This is a genomic window from Bacteroides sp. AM41-16 (assembly GCF_003603495.1).
GTDB lineage: Bacteria > Bacteroidota > Bacteroidia > Bacteroidales > Bacteroidaceae > Bacteroides > Bacteroides uniformis.
Map to the genome: position 1 here is coordinate 112,716 of NZ_QTNE01000013.1, position 20,393 is coordinate 133,108.

Annotated in this window: 17 protein-coding genes; 6 read left to right on the plus strand and 11 right to left on the minus strand. The window is 43.5% G+C overall.

The features are described from left to right. Positions 1-186: 186 nt before the first annotated feature. The 5 genes from bas-suc (at position 187) to DW896_RS12730 (ending at position 5,840) form a co-directional block, all read left to right on the plus strand. A complete protein-coding gene (bas-suc, locus tag DW896_RS12710) occupies positions 187-1,683 on the plus strand; it encodes a 3-succinylated cholic acid synthase (protein WP_057258765.1) in 1,497 nt (498 codons plus the stop codon). 4 nt (positions 1,684-1,687) lie between these two features. Next, complete coding sequence (locus DW896_RS12715; RefSeq protein ID WP_008661954.1) at positions 1,688-2,320, plus strand: hypothetical protein; 633 nt, start codon at positions 1,688-1,690, stop codon at positions 2,318-2,320. 104 nt (positions 2,321-2,424) lie between these two features. Next, positions 2,425-2,979 (plus strand): cob(I)yrinic acid a,c-diamide adenosyltransferase, encoded by a 555-nt coding sequence (locus tag DW896_RS12720; protein ID WP_005824436.1) that lies wholly within the window; start codon positions 2,425-2,427, stop codon positions 2,977-2,979. 70 nt (positions 2,980-3,049) lie between these two features. Next, positions 3,050-3,271 carry a DUF2795 domain-containing protein gene (locus DW896_RS12725; protein WP_002558131.1) on the plus strand — a complete coding sequence of 74 codons (222 nt, stop codon included), beginning with the start codon at positions 3,050-3,052 and terminating at the stop codon, positions 3,269-3,271. 133 nt (positions 3,272-3,404) lie between these two features. Next, entirely contained in the window at positions 3,405-5,840 is a 2,436-nt protein-coding gene (locus DW896_RS12730; RefSeq protein WP_009037345.1) for a DEAD/DEAH box helicase, read from the plus strand. 70 nt (positions 5,841-5,910) lie between these two features. On the opposite strand, the gene DW896_RS12735 is transcribed toward DW896_RS12730, so the two are convergent. The 3 genes from DW896_RS12735 to DW896_RS12745 form a co-directional block, all read right to left on the minus strand. Then, positions 5,911-6,270 (minus strand): DUF488 domain-containing protein, encoded by a 360-nt coding sequence (locus tag DW896_RS12735; RefSeq protein ID WP_035447724.1) that lies wholly within the window; start codon positions 6,268-6,270, stop codon positions 5,911-5,913. Then, positions 6,267-6,995, minus strand: a complete 729-nt coding sequence (gene ric / locus DW896_RS12740) for an iron-sulfur cluster repair di-iron protein (protein ID WP_005824443.1) — start codon at positions 6,993-6,995, stop codon at positions 6,267-6,269. The genes DW896_RS12735 and ric overlap by 4 nt, the downstream gene beginning before the upstream one ends. A 280-nt stretch (positions 6,996-7,275) precedes the next feature. After that, on the minus strand, positions 7,276-7,773 hold the full coding sequence (locus DW896_RS12745) for a hypothetical protein (RefSeq protein WP_008661945.1): 498 nt from the start codon (positions 7,771-7,773) through the stop codon (positions 7,276-7,278). A gap of 161 nt (positions 7,774-7,934) precedes the next feature. Between DW896_RS12745 and DW896_RS12750 the strand changes: the two genes are divergently transcribed. Then, on the plus strand, positions 7,935-8,495 hold the full coding sequence (locus DW896_RS12750) for a porin family protein (RefSeq protein ID WP_035447725.1): 561 nt from the start codon (positions 7,935-7,937) through the stop codon (positions 8,493-8,495). A gap of 73 nt (positions 8,496-8,568) precedes the next feature. On the opposite strand, the gene DW896_RS12755 is transcribed toward DW896_RS12750, so the two are convergent. The 8 genes from DW896_RS12755 to DW896_RS12795 all read right to left on the minus strand — a co-directional run bounded on the left by DW896_RS12755 (position 8,569) and on the right by DW896_RS12795 (position 20,075). After that, entirely contained in the window at positions 8,569-9,129 is a 561-nt protein-coding gene (locus tag DW896_RS12755) for a hypothetical protein (protein ID WP_034532595.1), read from the minus strand. A 111-nt stretch (positions 9,130-9,240) separates the two neighbouring features. Continuing rightward, positions 9,241-12,507 (minus strand): PL29 family lyase N-terminal domain-containing protein, encoded by a 3,267-nt coding sequence (locus DW896_RS12760; RefSeq protein ID WP_227212783.1) that lies wholly within the window; start codon positions 12,505-12,507, stop codon positions 9,241-9,243. A gap of 435 nt (positions 12,508-12,942) precedes the next feature. Continuing rightward, a complete protein-coding gene (locus tag DW896_RS12770; RefSeq protein ID WP_005825755.1) occupies positions 12,943-13,896 on the minus strand; it encodes a site-specific integrase in 954 nt (317 codons plus the stop codon). Positions 13,897-14,184: 288 nt separating this feature from the next. Next, positions 14,185-14,484, minus strand: coding sequence for a nucleotidyltransferase domain-containing protein (locus tag DW896_RS12775; protein WP_008661919.1), 300 nt, complete (start codon positions 14,482-14,484; stop codon positions 14,185-14,187). Further along, complete coding sequence (locus tag DW896_RS12780; protein WP_009037333.1) at positions 14,463-14,750, minus strand: HEPN domain-containing protein; 288 nt, start codon at positions 14,748-14,750, stop codon at positions 14,463-14,465. The genes DW896_RS12775 and DW896_RS12780 overlap by 22 nt, the downstream gene beginning before the upstream one ends. A 289-nt stretch (positions 14,751-15,039) precedes the next feature. After that, positions 15,040-16,167 (minus strand): ATP-binding protein, encoded by a 1,128-nt coding sequence (locus DW896_RS12785; protein ID WP_008661922.1) that lies wholly within the window; start codon positions 16,165-16,167, stop codon positions 15,040-15,042. Positions 16,168-16,331: 164 nt separating this feature from the next. Then, positions 16,332-16,673 carry a hypothetical protein gene (locus DW896_RS12790; RefSeq protein ID WP_005825747.1) on the minus strand — a complete coding sequence of 114 codons (342 nt, stop codon included), beginning with the start codon at positions 16,671-16,673 and terminating at the stop codon, positions 16,332-16,334. Positions 16,674-16,763: 90 nt separating this feature from the next. Further along, complete coding sequence (locus DW896_RS12795) at positions 16,764-20,075, minus strand: hypothetical protein (protein WP_119993331.1); 3,312 nt, start codon at positions 20,073-20,075, stop codon at positions 16,764-16,766. Positions 20,076-20,393 lie beyond the last annotated feature (318 nt).

Below are 20,393 nucleotides of genomic sequence, written 5' to 3' on the forward strand. Positions count from 1 at the left end.
CAGAAGAACAGAAGATGTTTTAGACAGAAGAACAAAAGAACAGAAGAACAAAAGTCATAAAGTAAAATATGTCCTTTTGTTCTTCTGTCTAAAAATAGTTCCCCGACAAAATTATCAAGTAATTTGCCTTTCGCGCCCGAATGCTGTACATTTGCAGCGCATGTAGAACAAATATCTTAGATAATTATGAAAAATAGAGTACGTTTTTTCTTCTTGTTTCTCGGCTTGCTGGGAGCGTTGGCAGTTCATGCACAAATCAATGAGTTGCCACGTTCCACACCCGAGGCAGAAGGAGTCCCTTCCAAGGCTGTCACTGCCTTGTTTGATTCACTGATGGCATTGCCGAAAACAGACATCCACAGCGTGGTGGTGCTGCGTCACGGCAAGGTCATCGGAGAAATCTATCCGGCTCCGTTCGCGCCGGAATATCGCCATACCATGTATTCCTGCTCCAAAACCTTTGTCGGGGCTGCCGTAGGGCTTGCCATTGCAGACAACCGCTTGCGTTTGACAGACCGCGTCGCCGCTTTCTTCCCGGAATTTCTTCCGGATTCGGTTTCCGCTAATCTGGCAGACATGACTGTCCGTGACCTGCTTACCATGACGTCGGGTATCACTCCCGACTGGAATATGCGCAACCTCACTTCCGACTGGATACGTACCTTCCTTGCCAAACCGGTGAAAACTCCGGGCAAGAAGTTTGAATATGATTCGATTAGTACCTATATGCTTTCTGCCATTGTGCAGAAGGTGACGGGCATGACCTTGCTGGATTATCTGAAGCAGAAGCTTTTCATCCCGATGCATATCACGGACGTTGCGTGGGAGATAAGCCCCGAAGGCATCAATACCGGTGGCTGGGGACTGCATATCCAGAGCGAGTCATTGGCAAAATTCGGATTGCTGCTGCTGAACCGGGGTGTTTGGGAAGGCAGGCAGTTGCTTCCGGCTTCCTGGGTGGAGCAGATGATGACCAGACAGATAGGAGATTATGGCTATCAGATGTGGCTTTGCGAATATCCGGGTGCTGTACGTGCTGACGGGGCTTTGGGACAATACATTCTGATTGTTCCGGATAAGGATATGGTAGTGGTTATTACCGAATGTACATTGATAGACGGTCGTCGGCAGCGTCGTCTGGTCTGGAACCGCTTGTTGCCGGAGGTCGGTGACCAGGTATTAGCGCCCGGTAAGGACTACAAGCGCCTGCAGAAGAAACAGCGTTCTTATCAACTGCCGTTAGTGCAAGGAAAGGCTGCTTCCTCCCTTTCACAGAAATACGCAGGCAAGCGCATCCTGCTCGGAGAGAACAAATACGGATGGCAATCTATCGAGCTGCAATTCAAGCAGCAAGAAGTAGTGATGACTGTGGTGGAGAAAGACGGAAAGACATACAGTCTTCCGTTTGGCTATAAGCAATGGTCGAAAGCGGCAATTGATGGCTATCCTCCGTATTCGGTTGCTGCAAAGGGGCGTTTTAAGGGTATAGAAGGCCCTTTCCAGGTGGCAGGCAGTTATGCGTGGGCGTCACCTGATGCTTTGCAACTGAAAGTACATTATGTCAACTGGATAAGCGCTCTTGGGCTTACGCTCTGCTTTGAGGATAACAAGGTACTCCTGACTGTTACGGAGAATTATTCTTCGGGTGAAGGGGTGACTTTCGAAGGTACATTAGCGCATTAAAATAATGAATCGTATTTTGCTTACTCTAAAACGGCCTTTTATCTGGCTGTACCGTTTCCGGCACCGTTGCGGCTACGGTGTACATTCTCCTTTTGCCTTTAACCTGATTACGCATGTAATTTACGAAAGTACGGCTTATTATAAATATGAAGAGCTGGCCAAGGCCCAGAAGCAACTGGAGCTGGAGAAAGATAAACGTTGGAAGTACGAATCGAAGAAAGTAAAACGCCTTCTGTTCCGTCTGGTAAACTATACCCAGCCGGAGACTATTGTAGATGCCGGTACGCTTGCCGCTTCTGCCCTCTATCTGAAAGCGGGGAAGGAGGGGGCAGATTATACTTCGGCTTCCGACCTTTCCGAGCTCTTTCTGGAGAGTGGCGTTCCCGTTGATTTCCTTTATTTGCACGATTATCGTCATCCCGATTTTGTAGAGGAGGTCTTCCGCATCTGTTCCACCCGTACCAGGGGAAAGTCTGTTTTTGTGATTGAGGGTATCCGTTACACTCCGCAGATGTCTGCCCTCTGGAAACGTATGAAGCAGGACGGGCGGGCGGGTATTACGTTCGACCTTTATGACCTTGGTATCATATTCTTCGATAAAACAAAGATAAAACAAGACTATATTGTCAACTTTTGATTATCTTTAGGCGTTTCAATAGTGATTAGCGGTTAGTGATTAGTGCTTAGCTCCACTTACTGGCTGCTAAACATTAATCTCTAACCCCTAAACATTAATTCCTTATGAAGATATACACCAAAACCGGAGATAAAGGAACCACCTCTCTTGTAGGTGGAACCCGTGTACCTAAAACGCATATCCGCCTTGAGGCATACGGTACGGTGGATGAGCTAAATTCCAATCTGGGTCTTCTCATCACGTACCTGCTTGACGGAAAGGATAAAGATTTTCTGCAGCAAGTGCAAGACAGACTTTTTGCCGTAGGCTCTCATCTGGCCACAGACCGGGAGAAAATGGAGCTGAAAGAAGCCAGTATCATCAGCTCGGAGCAGGTGGAAATGGTGGAGCGGGAGATAGACCGTTTGGATACTCTTTTGCCTCCTCTTTCAGCCTTTATTCTTCCCGGCGGAAGTCGCGGTGCGGCAGTCTGCCACGTTTGCCGTACGGTTTGCCGTCGTGCAGAGCGTCGGATTCTTGCTCTGGCCGAACAAGTGGAAATCGCTTCGGAATTACTGGCTTACGTGAACCGCTTGTCTGATTATTTGTTCGTTCTTTCCCGTAAAATGAATCAAGACGACAAAAAAGGTGAAATATTTTGGAATAATAGTTGCAAGTGAAATAAATTGTTATACTTTTGCCGAAAAATAGAAATAGGACTTAATATTCACAATTTTAATACTAGAGACTATGTATTGGACATTGGAATTAGCATCTAAATTGGAAGATGCTCCTTGGCCGGCAACTAAGGATGAATTGATAGATTATGCCATGCGTTCGGGTGCTCCGCTTGAAGTGATTGAGAATCTGCAGGAAATGGAAGATGAAGGCGAGATTTATGAAAGCATAGAAGATATTTGGCCCGATTATCCCAGCAAAGAGGACTTTTTCTTTAACGAGGAGGAATATTGATACGCTTTAAAAGAAAAAACTTACCGGTATGTCTGGTAATATTTTGAAACATAGGGAGAAGTAATTCCAAAACCGATAACTATGGTTGAAGAATTACTTCTTTTCTTTTTAATATCCCCACACTACAATAATAATGAATGTACAAGAAGCAACAACACGCCGGTTACCGGATTTGAAGGAAAGGCATCTGCCTGAAAACTGCCGCGAAACCATAAACACGATTTTAAAGGAGACTTACGGCTACGAACAGTTTCGTAATCTTGAGATTTACGATGACTTGTCCAAGGGAAAAGAGAAACTCTGCATTTCGCAGGGACAGCTGATAGAGAACGTTATACTGGAGGCTGAAAAGGCTTGGAAAGGTGAAACGCAGGTAGACAATATCTTGCTGACTGCCCCTACCGGCTCCGGAAAATCTTTGTTGTTCCAGCTTCCTGCCATCTATCTGGGGAAGGAGTATAATCTGCTTACCATTGTGGTTTCCCCTTTGAAGGCGTTGATTGTAGACCAGGTGGAAAGTCTGCAAGAGCTGGGGTATATGCGTGTGGCATACGCCTCGTCCGATTTATCGCCGGAACAGAAGATGGAGGTTTACCGGCAGGTGCGTGAGGGGGAGATTGATTTGTTCTATCTCTCGCCGGAATTGCTTCTCTCTTACGACATTAAGCATTTTGTAGGCGAGCGCCGCATCGGTCTGGTGGTGGTCGATGAGGCGCATACGGTCACTACGTGGGGCAAGGAGTTCCGCGTGGACTATTGGTTCTTGGGGCGCTACCTGACTGCTTTGAAACAGACTCTCGGCTATAATTTCCCGTTGTTTGCATTGACTGCTACGGCTGTCTGGAACCCGAAAGGAGGTAATGACATGATATTCGAGACTATTCGTTCCTTGCAGATGGAGCCTTGCGTGCTTTATGTAGGTACAGTGAAGCGCCGGAATATTGGCTTTGACATCCGTCAGATGGAGATGGAGGACGGGGAGACATACGACAAGGCAAAGCAGCGCGTGGTGGCTGCGCGGGTGGAGGACTTCCTGGACGGGCACAAGACATTGCTCTATTATCCTTTTGCGGGTGGCATCGACATGCGCTTGAAGACGTGGGTGAAGCCGGCGGACTGGCGTCTGGTTGCCTCCTATTATGGCAAGAAGGACAAGGAACAGAAAGCTGCCATTGTACAAGAGTTCAAGGAAGGAACCAAGAAACTGATTGTGGCTACGAAAGCCTTTGGTATGGGAGTGGACATCAGTGATATAGACCGTGTATACCATGTGGCGCCATCCAGTACGTTTGTCGACTATATTCAGGAGATAGGGCGTGCCGCGCGTGATACGGAGATACAGGGTATTGCCGCTACCGACTACCATGAACGGGATTTCTATTATATGAAGCGTCTGCATCAGACAGGGAACATTGCCCAGGAACAGCTGGTGCTTATTCTGAGAAAACTCATGGAAGTGTACCGCATGAAAGGGGAAAAACCGGAAATCATGGTATCTTTGTCCGATTTCGAGTTTGTGGTGAAACTGCCGCGTACAAAGAACAAGCTGGAGTATGAAGCGGAGTTGGGACAGCTCATCAAGACCGCCTTGCTTTGGCTGGAAGACGATTTGATGCAGCGTTATGGAAGGCATCTGCTTGAAATCAGCCCCAAGAATCTGTTGACCGAAGGATATGTCCAGGACAAGACGGGTGATGTCTTTGCCCGTGAATTCCATAGCTATCTGACAAAGGTAGAAGGGGAGGACGGGGTTTACGTCGCACGTCTGGAAGCGCTTTGGGAAGAGCGTTTCCCTGAGCTTGGCTACAAGGAATTCAAACAGAAACTGAATAATGGAACGTTGTGGGAGGGAGCCCGTGCCGTGTCTGTAGGCAAGCATGAGGTGTTGTTGAAGGAAGATGCCACTGTCATCCGTGAGCGGATGGATGCCTTGTTCAAGAGCCTGACAACGATGCTGAAAACGTCATTGATAAAGTCGAAAGGACGTTTTGATGAAGAAGAATTGCGGGCTGTCTTTGCCGAGCATGGCATGGACGTGCGCTCTGCCAAACGCTTTATCGGTTCCCTGCTGGAGAGTCGCACGGAGGAAGGCCGCAGTGTAAGCTATATCAGCAGTGTGAAAAAGAAGGATTCCAATGAACTCTCTTTTACGGTGACCAAAGGCTTTGATTTGCTTTTGTCGCGCTATCAAAAACTGTTTAGCCAACGCATAGTGGGCAGTAAGGGAGACCGCCTGGTGTTTTATTGCACTCCTTTCTCGGACTTGAATATGCTGCTTAATCTGCTTTCTATGCTTGACTGCCTTTCGTTCAGTGTGGAGGGTGGCGGTACGCCTTGCGTATTTGTCCGTTTCAATGACCCCGAAACTCTGCAGGAACTTGCGCTTGGCGATGATTACCGCAATCTGATTCTGGATACCAACGGGCAGATATTCCAGGAGCAGATTGACTTGTTCTCTTTCTTCTTCGGAACAGATAAGCTGACGGATGAACAGCGCTGGGACTTTATAGAGGATTATTTTACGGGAATGGGAGTGGACGACTTGAAAAAGAAGTTTGTGTCCTTGTAGCACCAATTCGTTGAACAGCCTTTCCAGAGTTACAGTTCATCTTTGCTTTTACTGTAAAGATTGTGAGTAATTAGTCTAAGTGCTCCTGCAGAAACCGTTGCAGGATGCGTGCATGGTTGTATATCGGTGCTTTGGAAGCATATAGTAAGGTTATGGTATGGTGGTGTTTTATGGTGTCAATGAACCTAAGGGCGGCTTCCGAATTTTCCAGTTCCTTGCGATACATGGCTGCAAACCCCTCCCAGTGTTCCGCTTGGTCTTCGTGAAACCATTTTCTTAATTCAGGTGAAGGGGTAATATCCTTTTCCCAGACATCGTATTTCAGATGTTCCTTTTTTATGCCGCGAGGCCACAGCCGGTCCACCAATACACGGTAGCCGTCTGTTGCATTGGGTTCTTCATATACCCGTTTGATTCTGATTTGTGTCATGGCTGTTCTCTTAATTTTGCTTCCATTTTGATGGAGCGTGGGAAAACGATATTATTTTCCAGATGGATGTGCTGGTGCAAGGCCTCTTCAAATGCTTTAAGCTGTTGGAGTACGAGGCGGTAACTGTTGCAGGCATCTTCTGGAGCTGTATAGCCGTTGGTCAGATGCTCTATGTGGCGATAGCGTTCTCCTTCAATGTCATGTTCTGCCATCATGACGGATATGGGAGCTTCGATGCTTCCACAGTGGAATTCGGGCAGGGGAGTATTTTCCAGCTTAGCCTTTACCATCTCATAGATGTAGGGAAACAGTACCAGTTCCTCTTTGTCGAGATGGGCATTGAGGTCGGAGAGGGAATCATGAAAGAGAGCCTGCACATTGTAGAGTGACGGATGTTTTTCACCGTGTACGCGACATATTTTATCCAGCAGTTCTTCAATCTCGGGACCTTGTGTACGGATATTACGGTGGTGGATTTTGAGAATATAGTCCACCAATAAGTCCAGAGGCCAACTCTTGAAATCAATATTTTCGGAGGTTGTCGGAGCCAGATGCTCTATTTCTTCTATCACCTTCTCCATATCGGCTCCGGCAGTTTTACTGGCTTCGGGAAGCAGTGCGGAACCATGGCAGCAGAAATCAATGCCATATTTATCAAATATCCCGGCATTGTTGAAGTTGTCGGCTACGATTTCGCCGACTGTCATACGTTTATAATCCTTCATATGTTATCTTGTTTTTGTTTTCCACAACATTGTGGAAACCTGCTATATATACAATTATATGGCAGATAATGTTTGAAGGGTTATGATTATTTGAGTTTTCTTGCCCGGTTCTTTCATTTAAAGGAATTGGAGGAGTTATCACTTCGCTCCGCTCCGTCAGGAGTTGAAGAAGTTAAAGCCGATACTTCTGTGAATACATACGCACGAGTATTGGCTTTAACTCCTAAGCCGACTTGTCGGCTGATAACTCCTTTAAATGAAAGATTCGTGGTTTCCTTGTCTATCCTTCTACTTTTTGGAATGCCAGCCGTTCGTCTCCATTGGCCAGAAGGATGATGCCGCAATATTTGAATCCGTGCTTCTTCAGTATGTATTGCAGGATATGATTGTCCCGGTGGGTATCTGCACGTAGGTTGGGTATTTGTTCGTAGCACCATTGCAGGCAGGCATTGGCCACTCCTTTGCTGTGTTCTGTACTTGCCAGCCGGTGAATGACGCCGTAAGGAAGCGTATCTTCCACCCATTTTCCTTCATAGATATGCGTATATGTGGGGTCGTTTCCACGGATAAAGGCGAAGGTTCCGATAATTTCTTCGGTATCGTCGGTGCACACATAGCTGTTTCCTTGTTCGATGTCTGCTATGACGATTTCCCTGGAAGGGTAGTTGCCTCTCCACTGCAGCATATTTCCGTCTTTCCGCATGATGTGCTTCGCTTGTTCAAAGATGTCCATAAGGATTGCAATGTCTGTGGGTTGCGTCTTTCTGATTTTTATCATAGCTTTTTATTTTATCTGTGTGGTATCTTTCTTTGATTCAGGTTGCAAAGGTAATGCGTTTTGTGATTCATTGTTCTCGTAAATGAACAAATGCTAACATACGTTGTTTCTTTAGGAAGAATTTGCATATATTTGTCCCGTAATATTAAACACAATTGATTATGAAAAAGATTTTTAGTGCTTTCGTGATAGCTGTATGCTGTATGTTTATGGCTATGCCTGCCCAGGCCCAACTATTGAAGTGGGGTGTTAAGGGTGGTGTGAATATGACGAAAATAGATTGGGATGGCGGATATAAGGGAAACAAGGATAATTCTACCGGTTTCTTTATTGGTCCGATGGCTGAGTTCACCATTCCCATTGTAGGCTTGGGTGTTGATGGTGCTTTGCTGTTCTCTCAGCGCGGCAAGGACGAGGTGAAGCAAACAGGACTGGAAGTACCCGTAAATCTGAAATATACCATTGGCTTGGGTAGTTTGTTGGGTATTTATGTGGCAGCCGGTCCCGATTTCTTCTTCGACTTCAAGAAGAAGGATTACGTAGACCGCAAGAAGGCTCAAGTGGCACTTAATCTGGGTGCCGGTGTGAAGCTGCTGAAGCATCTCCAGGTTGGCGTGACCTATCAGCTCCCGATGGGCGACTCATTTACGTGGAAGAATGCGGGTGATGCCATCGGTGCCAAGAATAAGACTTGGCAGGTGTCTGCGGCGTATCTCTTCTAAATGTAGTAAAACGATTTGTGGAATATAAAGAAAGGCTCTCCTACAAAAAGGAGGGCCTTTCTTGTGTTTTTGATTACTTTTCTACAATTACATCTACTGGGGCAGGTGCATCATCATGGAGTGGGGTAGCAGCTTCGCGACTAGGCTGTCTACCGTCTTTGATGGCGAGTACCCATTCCCCATTTGCTTTTATGGGGTTGAACATGAACCCCATACTACTACCTGGAGTGTCAGAATCTGAACGTGGCGTAAATTCTATTTTGTACTTCACGTCATTATTTCCTTGTGTAGAGAAGCTGAGGTAATCCAATCGATAACGAATTACCGGGAAACGCTGGAAACGTTTGGTCAGTGCTTCCCGTTGTTGTATCGTTAAGGGTTTGGCTATACCAGCGTCATCAATGGAGTAAAGCATATCAAGAGCCTTGTCAGTCTCTTTAGCTTTTAGAAGATCCATACACTGTGTACATAATGTAAGAACAGCGCTTGAGTCTGCAGCAGTCAAAGTGGCTACAAACTCATCTTCTGCCTCTTTCTGTGTCTTCATCTTCTCTTCGTGTCCTTTTGTTGAACATGCTCCGAGTAGAAAGCTTGCTGAGAGAAGAAGCATAAAAAGGATTTGTTTATTGTTCATTGTTGATATATTTATTAATCGTGCATTGTTAAATAAAAAGGTGCGTCACCTTATTATGACGCACCTTTATTATATTACCGCATTTTAGGATGCGATGAGTTCTTTACAAAATTATCTGTTGGCAATAGTACCATCAACAGCAATGGCAACTTTAGCACTTACTGTACCCCATGTGTATGTGACCTTTACAGGAACCATGATGGTGAAGTCTTTAGTGTTACCCATATTGTTCTTGTAGTTCAATACTACAGAGTTCAACTTGCTGATGTTGGTAGTTTTGATGTCAATCGGGTTAGAAATTGCAGTACCACCTACTTTATCAAGGATTGTCAGCTTGATAACGTCCTTGTTGATAGGCTTCTGTTCACCGATAACATTAACGTCACAAGTTGCATTGTCAATATCCAAAGTTATTGCGCTGATACCGTAGTATTCGTACAAGTTAACGTTGTTTTCTTTAGCAGCTTCATATACTTTGTCTTTATCATTGTATACGATAACCGGTTTGTCGCGCCAGTCGTTGGCCTTGAACAAGTTACCAAGTAATACGGAAGAACCGTTAGCCTCTGCATCCAAGAACTTGGCTTTGTCGTTGCTTTCAATATCCAGCGGACGCAAGAAGCGAGCGTTGAAGTTGTAAGCGGGAGCCAGTTCAATTTCGCAGTCACCATAAACAGCGGATACCTCGATGATGGCAAACTGTTGGTTAGGCTTGTTTTCGTTATGACCGAAAAGGTTCAAGAATACTTTTGCTTCATCGTTGTTTGCATAAGTAATTGTCTTGGCTGTCTTATCAAGAGTTGCGATGAGAGAAGCGGTTGCTCTCTTTTCACCCCAGTATAACTTAGTGCTGCTCTTGCTCTTGTCAGCTTCAACTGTACTTACAAACAACTTCTTTCCACCTATAGTCAGACCATCGTTCTTAGCAGAGAACAAGTAGCTGTACTTGATTTCCATACCTTTGTCTTTGTTGTTCCAGATTTCACCATAAACCGGCTTGGAAGCTTCTGATACAATGAATTCGATGCCTGATTTTTCAACTTCTTTTCCAGCTTCTGTTACGTAGTGATAGAAGTAGTCATCAAGATTCTTCACATAATTTGCTACATTGTTTGCTGCATCCGGAGCAGGAACATTGGTACGTACAGTATCTCTGTCAGCCAAAGCTGTTTCAGCAGGATACCAGAACGCATCACGTTTGTTACCATAACTTGCAGTAGTCGGCAATTCTGCTATGGAAATCTTGATACCTACGTAAATAGCGTAAGTTGTTCCACCTGCTACAGGTTTGTACTTGCCATAAAGTGTCAAGGCGCGATCTTTGTAATCCTTGATGAGTTGGTCTCTTTGAGTCTTATTGCTAGTCCAGTTCAGGATAGCATTTGTACTAGTGTTACCGTCAGGAGTTTCAGTAACTACACCGTAAGTATTGTCTGCTGCAAATTTATTAGCAGCTGTTACTTGAATGAAGCCACCCTTACCGTCTGCTACATAAGTTTCGTCTTTTACAAATGTATAACCCTTTGTGAATTCTTCCTTGGTCATACCCAGTTCTTCAAGAATCTTACCGGACATGTCTTTCCAAGTGATGGATACAGTTTGTTCACCACACAAGTACGGCAACTGCGGAGTGCTCTTGTCAATAACAATTGCATCAGGAGTAGCGGCTTTTTCAGTGATTTCCAACTTGATGTAACCTGCTAATACTACATTATTTGTTGCATCAACCAGTTTAACCAATACTGCCGGACGACGACCGATAGCACTTCTGCCAATCTTTTCTGTGCTTCCTTCAGGAATAACCACACTTTCTTCTTTGTCGTTTACATAGCAAGGAGTGAAAGTACCGTCTTCTTCCAATTGAGAGTAAGCATTTTCCTCTGTATCATTGTCACCGCTGATATAGTGAACAGCTTCAAACTTGAGAGTCAGATTATATAGCTGGGCAGCTTCAGCAAGACTCATGCTTTTGTGAGTGGTTGCAGTAATTTTCTCTCCAAAGTTTTCTACATGATGGATACACAGTAAATCTGCCAATTCAATAGAACCACCATTGTATTGTGCAGGAACAGTATATACGTTTTCGATAGCTTCCTTAGCTGTCTTATACAGTTCAGGTTTACAAGTGTTTTTTGTTACGATTTTGCTGTCATCGGTATACGCAATGGCTTTAAAACCTTGAATCATCGGCATGATGGCTGCATAGTCAGAAGTAACTGTAGACTTTTCTTCACCTTCTTTTTCGCCATTAACCAATGTTGCTTCCAGAGCTGCGATAGAAATATAGTTGTTTTCACCGGGAGTGCTCAAATTGCCCTTCTTCAAATCCTCTACAGAGAGTTTGTATGTAGCATACATTTTTTCGCCGTCAATGGTCTTACCTGCGTTTTGGAAGATAGGGGTTACCACAGCAGGAGTAGCTTTTGTAGCTACATATTCCGGAGTAGCTGCCAAGAATTTCCACTCAATATCTTTCAGCTTGGCATTTAGCGGGTTCAAGTGATAGTACATTGCGCTGGTTGAAGGCATCCAATAAGTTTTCTTAGTGGCATCTTTCAAAGTAATCCAATTGGTAGCACTTGTACCTTTCTTGATTACATAAGCTACATTGTGGTCATCTTTACTTTCTATTGCGTTCTTTTCAGCTTCGATGAAATCACCGTTGGCATATTTGTATTTAGTAGCTTCTACTCCGTCTTCATACAAATCAGGAATGAATACCAATGCTTTCAACTTAGTAGTCAGAGAAATAGTCTTTTCAACCAATTTGCCGTTCTCATCCTTCATGTTACCAAGGGTCAGAGTTTCATCTTTTGTATTCCAAACTGCTGAAAGAGTCCCTTCCGGTAACCATTTCGTAGTTTGTACTTCATATAAAGGATCTTTACCCTTCTCTTCTGTTACTTTCACCCAGTAGCCAGCTTCTGCTTGGCCATGCAACTTGCCAGTTTCTTCAGTACCTGGGTAGTAATAGATGGTTTTAGCGTCTTGACCAGCGCTACCGTTGCCCGGTTCACCTTTTTCACCGCGTGCAGGGAACTCTGTTTGTACATTGTCTTTAGCCCACCAATAGTCACCGTTAGCGTCTTTTACAATACTCCAAACGGGAGCGTTTGTGCCGTTTGTTCCGTTCTTGATAGGATAAGATTCGCCATTGCTTAATTTGATGACAATGCCATCTTCTGTTTTGTCAACGCCGGTAATGACCGATCCAGCGTCAATCTTAGCTTGAAGGTCACTTACCAGCTTTTCTACTGCTGATACGCGGTTGTCCAAGCTTTCGATGTCGTCATCATAGTCCTTACAAGACGTGAACGTTCCTGCAGTGCCCACCATTAAGGCGCTGAACAGGATCACACTTAGAAACTTTTTGTTCATAATTGAAAACTTTAAATTTATAAATTTAAAAAAATAAAAAGTGAATAATCTCTCATTTTGAACCCCTTTCGCATACTTGTTTTGTTACTAAGTATTCCGTTACTTCGCAGGTAATGAAATCTTGTTAATCCCGTTAATAATCAGGGAATAAGGAGAAAATAGACCGGTTTTGTTTGGAATAGTAAAAAACAGTCCGTTGGGATATTGGAAAGAGGATTGGAAGTCCAGAAAGATGACAGTGGGAAAGGGATGAAATGAGGCTCTCAAAGAATAAAAGTATGTATTTTTCAGTTCAAAAGGTTGAATGACAGTCCATTGATAGCACCGATTGGAGCTCCGTAAAGACAGTACCATTCCGTTCCTCAAAACTCTGTTTGAAGATTCCGGAAAATATGCGACAAATCTATTCTATCCTATCAAAAGAAGTAACGTCTTTTATACTGTACACGCTCCGCTTCTTACAAAAGAAATTACCCTTTGATTCGCCTCGTCAATCTTTCTGTTGCTGAAAGGCTTCAGATAGGTTTCCGTCACCGTGATGGAGGAGTGCCCCATGGCTTCCGATATGATTCCGGGGTGTATCTCGCAATGGTAAGCCATTGTGGCCCAGGTGTGTCTGGCTGCATAGGTACTGAGTGCCGACTGCATTCCCAGGCACTGCCTGAGTACTGCCAGCCGCTGGTTGAATCCCCTGAGTGCCGACTGGTATTCCCGGTATGCCGCTTCCGTACCTTCCTCGCTCTGCAGAATGGGAAACAGATAGGGGGAATCGGGATTCCTGTTCGCCACCATCCTGACCATCTGCATGGCTTCGGGTGTGAGTGACACGGTCAGCGCCCGTCCCGTCTTCCGCCTTCTGTAAGACAGCACATTCCCCTGCAAGTCCCTTTTGTGCAGGTACGCCAGGTCCACGAAGGGTATGCCCCTGAGCATGAACATGAGTACGAAGAAAATCCTTGTTCTCTGCTGTGTGTTTGGGAGCGTCCCTCCTTGCAGGCTCCTTTCCGTCTCCCTTACCAGGCTGCTGATGTCTGATGCTTCGAGCGCCTTCTTCCTGTCCGCCCGTGTGCCGGTATACACATGCTCGAACAGTCTGGGTACATACCGTATGTACTTTCTGTCCACCGCCCGATGATACACCGAGCGTACCGTCTTGATGTAGGTGGATACGGTGTTCCAACTGCAGTTCCTCTGCCTGAGGAAGTTTTCGAATCTCTTCAGTACGGTCGGGCTCAGCTTGCGCATGGGCATCGGTTGCCATTTGGTGAATGCCGAGAATGCATTCACCGCTGACTGGTAGATGTGTGCCGTCCCCCACCTGCCGCCTTCCCGGAGTTCCCCGATGACTGAGGAGAACATCTCTTGTAAGGTAATTTCATTTCTATTCATTTCCAATTTATTTATAAAAGGTTTACCTTACAAGTATATACAATTATAGCTGCAAATACAATGATTTCATATTCTTCATTTTTTGCAATATCAAGTGATTATTGCTGCAAGAGAAAAATGTTTAAGTCATGATAGGGATTGGATGAAGAAGGGAATAAGTAAGAGAAAAACGCTCAGGTATGTATTTCGCAGTACTTGGTATGGTACGAAGATTTAGAAGAAGAATATGCGTTGGAAGTAAAAAAGAATATAAATTATAGAAATAGATGGCATGTGATAAACAAGACTTCATTGTATTAGAATTCCAGTTTTTCTAATATCACAATAAAGAGGATTGTCCATATCTTCTGTAAGTAGGACTGGCTCTATAAGGTTACTTATCTTGCGTCTAAGTTTCCACAATAGAGGAGTATCTTTAAAATAATCGTCATCCAGGCGTTCTACTATCACAGCAATATCTATATCGCTGTCTGCTCTATAATTTCCTTTACTGTACGAACCATAAAGATAAAGGGCCTTTAATGGTAACTTCTCCGCTACCATTTCCTTATAGCGTTTGGCAAGGTTTATAGCTTGTTCTTTATCCATAATTGCAACTCTTTAGTTTGGCTCAAAAGTTCAGCACAGTATTCTTTGGTTAAGCTCTTCATTAATCTTTCTTTATAAGAGGGGTAACGGGCTTCTATATTAAGAGGTTCAAGTTTGTCTATAAAGTCTAACTGCTCCTCCGACAATTGCTTGTCCAATCCCGTTCTCTCCGCAAGTCTGGATAGTGAATGTATCTTTAGAGGAACTTCCATTAAGCAATTAGTCCAATATGCTTTGAGAATTTTCTCTATTGTTTGATGGCACATGAACCGACATAGAGATAACGGCCTGTAAGCAGCATTGCATTCGCTGTTTCCAAATCATAATCTGACATCTCAATCCAATAAGGTTACTTTACTATCCATATTTCGAGTCTTTAGAACAAAGATAGTTATTATCCTTCAAACAACAATGATTTGCTACAACATTTTATCCGTTGGAACCATATTGAAGGTATTTACTTTAGTCTTATAATTATATTTTGCAAAGCCTGCTGCATTTCTACTCATTTCTAAATTGTTTATAGAATGAATATAAGATTCAAGAAAGAAACCATTAAAGCTTATTCCTTTGCAACCAAAGTTGGAAGAACTGATCATATACCTGGTAAATGCCTTTATCATAGGTAATAAAGTCTTTTTCCAGTAGTCCTTTTACAGCTGAAGAGACAGAACTGGCAGATTGCAACTTGTATTTACGCACAAAATCACCGCTTGAGATGGCCTTGGCTTTCCCTTCTGCCGCAATTGCCATAAATACAATACGTTGCTTTTCGGGCATCTGATATAATAAGGCATCATAGGTGTCGGCAGAAAAGTCCAGAAGGTCGTTAATGGCAGTATCTATCATTGAGGGGATACATATTTCTCCAGTTCCAGTCATGGAAAATAAAATGTTCATAACCTTCTGCATATACGAAGTTATACCATTGAAGCGCTCATATAGCTCTGTTACCACTAATGTGTCCAAGTGTTTGCTTACCCGTTCAAAGTGCTTAAGACAGAACTCTGCGTATTTATCAACAGAAATGGGAGGCAGGTTTATCAATGTGACTGATTGATAGAATGGACGTGCCGGAGAAGTAAACATTGCCCCCATCAGATGCCTATGGGACCCGGAGAAGACAAAGTGGGCATTGGAACAGCGTTGTATATGTGTCCGTAGTGCCGCTTCTATGTTGGGATCGTCTGCATATTTGGTTATTTGCTGGAATTCATCAATGGCGATTAGGCAAGGCTTCCCGGCATTATTCAGATAGGAGAATATCTCATCCAATGTTGCAGAGGGATTAGTTATAGCTCCCAGACCGATTCCCCAGGTAGGCTGTCCATTCATGTCGAATGTTATTTCGGAACGAAGGGAGGCCAGTACATTCAAGAAGGTACCCCATACGGATTTTCCTTTTGGACGTAGTTCATCCAGTACAGCCTTGCCGAAAACATTCACAAAATCGCGTACAGAGCTTGTGGCATAAATATCGATGATGAAAGTGTGGTAATGCTCCTTGATTTCCGGCTGTCCAAAACAATGCCGCAGCAAGTCTGTTTTGCCTAATCTGCGTGGGGAAATCAATGCAATGTTGTTCTCATTCGTCAAAAGTGAGACAATTTTAGCCGTTTCTTTCTCTCTGTCACAGAAATATTCCGGTGATACATAGCCGTTCGTAACAAATGGATTTTTCATATGATTATTGAGTTTACACGCAAATATAAGGAAAATATCACGATAATCATAAGATGATAATCATAAAACGATTATTATTGGAAATGTGTGGTTGACTATCATATGAAATGGCTATTCTTTTCCTCATCCAAAGAATAGAGGAATAGTAATAGCCATTTTCTGTTTTAATCTTGATATTCAATTTCTTCACCAAGAGCTTGACGTATCATATTATGTTCATTGCGATAGAGTTTACCATTACGCAGATAATAATAGTTAAAGTAACCGGCAAACTCAATAGTGGCATACTTTAGTGTATCTCCTTGATTATAGACTTTCCATGTACCCTCGTACGAACTGGAATCATCATATTGAATCAGGGTGGTGGAGTCGGCTCGAAGGTCGAATTGGATACCGGTTTCAGTAACGAATTTGCCTGGAAAAGGATGTGTAGCTGCTGACTTCTTACATGAAGAAAAGCAGATGAGTGAAACTGACACAGTCAAAATGAATAGTATTTTCTTCATATCTGATATTTATAAATGAAAGATTGAAAAAAAGGACGCCCTGCAAGAGGACGTCCCTTTTATTAAATTATATCAAGAATCTCTTCTTAATTATTTGGCACTCGGTGTACCGGCAGCCTTCTTAACGATGACTTTCAGGTTATCCTTGCTCAATACACCCCACTTGTAGTTGACATTTACAGTCAGGAACATGTTGTAGTCAACGTTAACCGGAGTACCATGGTTGTTGAAGTATGCCAAGTGAGTCGGGTCAGCTTTAGCTTCTGTAGCAGTAGACTTAGCTTTTGTCTCATCCCAGTTCATCATCTTCAATGAAGCATTGGTCGGCAACTTACCGTCAGTAGTACCCTCCTTATGCTCATAAGTGCTGGTTGCAGCATTCCAAGCCAAGCTGGTAGTGGTCTTATCAGTCAAGAACTTAACTTCACGCACAGCATAGTAGTCATACAAAGCATGTGCATAAACTTCATCACCAGTGGCCTTGTCAGCTACAGCAGCAGCTACCGGCTTATTATTCCAGTCAGTGAATGTGAAGTTCTTGGCAACGCTCAAGAAGCTACCGTCAATTTCAGCATCAACGAAGTTGTCGCTGATAGAACCGTCAATAGTCAACGGGTTGATGAAGTGTACCTCAAATTCTTGAACTGGAATAACATTGAAGCCATTGTATGCAACAACTAACTGTACAGGAACTTCCTTGCCAATCAACTTGAGGGCGGCATCAGTACCGTTCCAGTTATCTTTTTCGTGGAGACGGATGATACTGGAGCATTCATTTACGTTATTATCTAATGTTTCATCATAATTCCAAGGCAAGTTCTTCTTGTTTTCTGTAGCATCAGCACCCATCAGGTTATTGATAGTGGCAGCCAAATCATTAGATTGTTTGTAATCCATAATATCTGCATCCGTTCTACCGATGTTGTTGTTGTCACTCTTGTCTTTGTCTTCTGCTGTACCTTCAGTCTTATACCACAATTGAGTTTTGTCATCGCTTGTGACAAAGTCTTTCAAATGCGGATAAGTAGTCAAGTCTTTCATGCGTGTTTCGTCAAAGATAAACTTAACCCCTGCACACTCACGAATATACTGGATGAATTGAGCCAAGTTGGCTGGCTTTTCTTTGGTCGGTTCGTATACAAAGCCATTAACCAAGTCAGCTTCGATGTGGCTATAGTCTTTCAGCGTACAACCGTCAGTAATACCCGGATATACATGCGGGTCTTTCTGTGTTCCACCGTCATTTGCAGTAGTGTAAACAATCGGATTCACATTGAAGACACCTTCGCCCTTACCATTCTTCCAGAATGTACCTTGGTATGCAAACTTCTGTGCAGGAACAACGATTGTCTGCTTGAATGTCTGCTTGATATCACCATTCAAACCAGCTTCGTCAATGTACTTAACGTCGATTTCGAATGTAGAAGCATAAGTCTTGGTAGACTCATTGTAAGCCAATGTACCAACAGTCTTCGGGTTCATAGCCCAAACTAAGTTGTAAGACGTATTGTCTTCAGCATCGTGCAATAAAGCAAATACAAGGTCTTTATTGTTTTTAATCGCTTCCTTACCGTCTTTGCCAACTTTGTCAGAACCTTCTTGCCAGTCAGTAGCCACCTTAGAAACAGCTAATTTAGACAAATCTACCTTCTTGCCGTCTTTTCTCAGTTCAAGAATCTCCATATCTGTATAGATGCTGTGGAACTGAGTCTTACTCATACTCTGACCACCGTCGAACTTAACCATATGATAGATCTTCTCGTTCATTTCCTTAGAGAACAACTGCTGGAACATATCCTTGCAAGTTACAGTATCGTTCGGGAATGTAATGGCAGCAATCGTTTGATCCTTTTCACCGGTCCAACGAATCTTGATATAACGTACAGCAATCATGTTGCCATTATTCTTGTCCCACAATTCAGCACGAATGATAGGTTCGCGACCGATGGAAGTCTTGGAATATTCTGTATCTCCCAACTCTACGTCGTAAACTTCAGACTTCAGCGTGTAGCCGTCAGACAAGATGCGGCCGAATGCCTGTTCGTCAGTCTTACGGTCACCTTGCAGATACTTAGCTTTTGCTAAAGAGAAACGGAATTCCAGGCCATAGTCGGCGTAGTTCGTCAATTCCTTGTGAGAAGCGTGTTGTTTGTCAGTATAAGTATAGCATACAGTAACCAACGTTCTCAAGTCAAGTGGACTGTCATATGACTGCTTAACATCAACCAATTGTTCGTTGCCTGATTTATACAAGCAGAGAGAGTCATGATAATGAACGTATTTACCATCCTGCATTTCGTCTGCAAAATCAGTCGTGAAGTCCTTCGTGAAGTCAATCTTCTTGTTAGCCAAATAAGGATATACAGTAGATTCTTCGATACGGCTGTATTCGGAATTTACAAATACGTCTTTACCAGCTTCTTTCTCAGCATCTGTCAGGTTTTTGTCAGCAATAGGAGTCTTCAGAGAAGCCATCCAGAACTTTTCAAGTTTACCTTCACCGTGAGCGCTACCGGTTGTGCCGATGCTCTTGCCTACGTAATCTGCATTCTTCTTATAAAGAACAGTCATTACACCGTCTTTTACATCGTAGTCTACAACTTCGAGAGGCTTGTTCTGAGAAAGTTCAGGAGCAGCCTTTGTTACGTTCTGAGAGGTAAAGCATTCAAACATAGGAAGCTTAACATCTTCTTTCATCACACCGATGCTCGGGCTAATCTTGTAGCTTACCTCATTCTTTTCGGTAGAAATGCTGAGTGCCTTGGCGCCCTTTACAGCAGTGTGGTCCAAAACCGGGCGATCAGTGTGCTTAGACGGGTCTGCTTCGTGGTCAGCATAGTTCTTGGCAGCAAAAACCTGCGGTGTATACGTCAGTGTCAGCAGTTCAATTGAAGGAATGCCGTTGATGTGCGTAGTTGGAATCAGCGTAAGGCTGGTCAATCGGTGACCAATCAAAGCCATAACTTTAACACTCAGAGTTTCGACATCTGTAGCCAATTTCTTCAAATCAGCTTCAGAAATAAACTCACTTGCCAGACTCTCCTTCAGTTCTTTGATCTTAGTGTCAACAACCTCTAAAGATGCCAGTTTTTCCATTTCTTTTTCCAAAGCATCTTGTAATTTCTCTAAATCAGCTTCAGATACTCCACCTTCGCTTGAACCAGCCTTATCCAGAGCTTCCTGAGCTTTGGCTTTGGCTTCGTTTGCGGCAGTTTTGGCTTCATCTACGGCTGTCTGCAAAGTAGCAACTTTTGCATTTAGGTCATCAAGTGAAGCTTTTTTGTCCAGTTGTCCTTGCAAGTCCTTGATGTCGTCATCATAGTCCTTACAAGACGTGAACGTTCCTGCAGTGCCCACCATTAAGGCGCTGAACAGGATCACACTTAGAAACTTTTTGTTCATAATTGAAAACTTTAAATTTATAAATTTAAAAAAAATAAAAAGTGAATAATCTCTCATTTTAAATCCCTTTCGCATACTTGTTTTGTTGTCAAGTATTCCGTTACTTCGCAGGTAATGAAATCTTGTTAATTTCGTTAATAATCAGGGAATAAGGAGAAAATAGGTGGGGCTTGTCCAGAATAGTAAAAATCTGTTCGTTGGGATATTGGAAAGAGGATTGGAAGTCCAGAAAAGTGACAATGGGAAAGTAATGAAATGAGGCCTTCAAAAAATGGAAGTGTGTATTTTTAGCTCAAAAGATTGAATAACAGCATATTG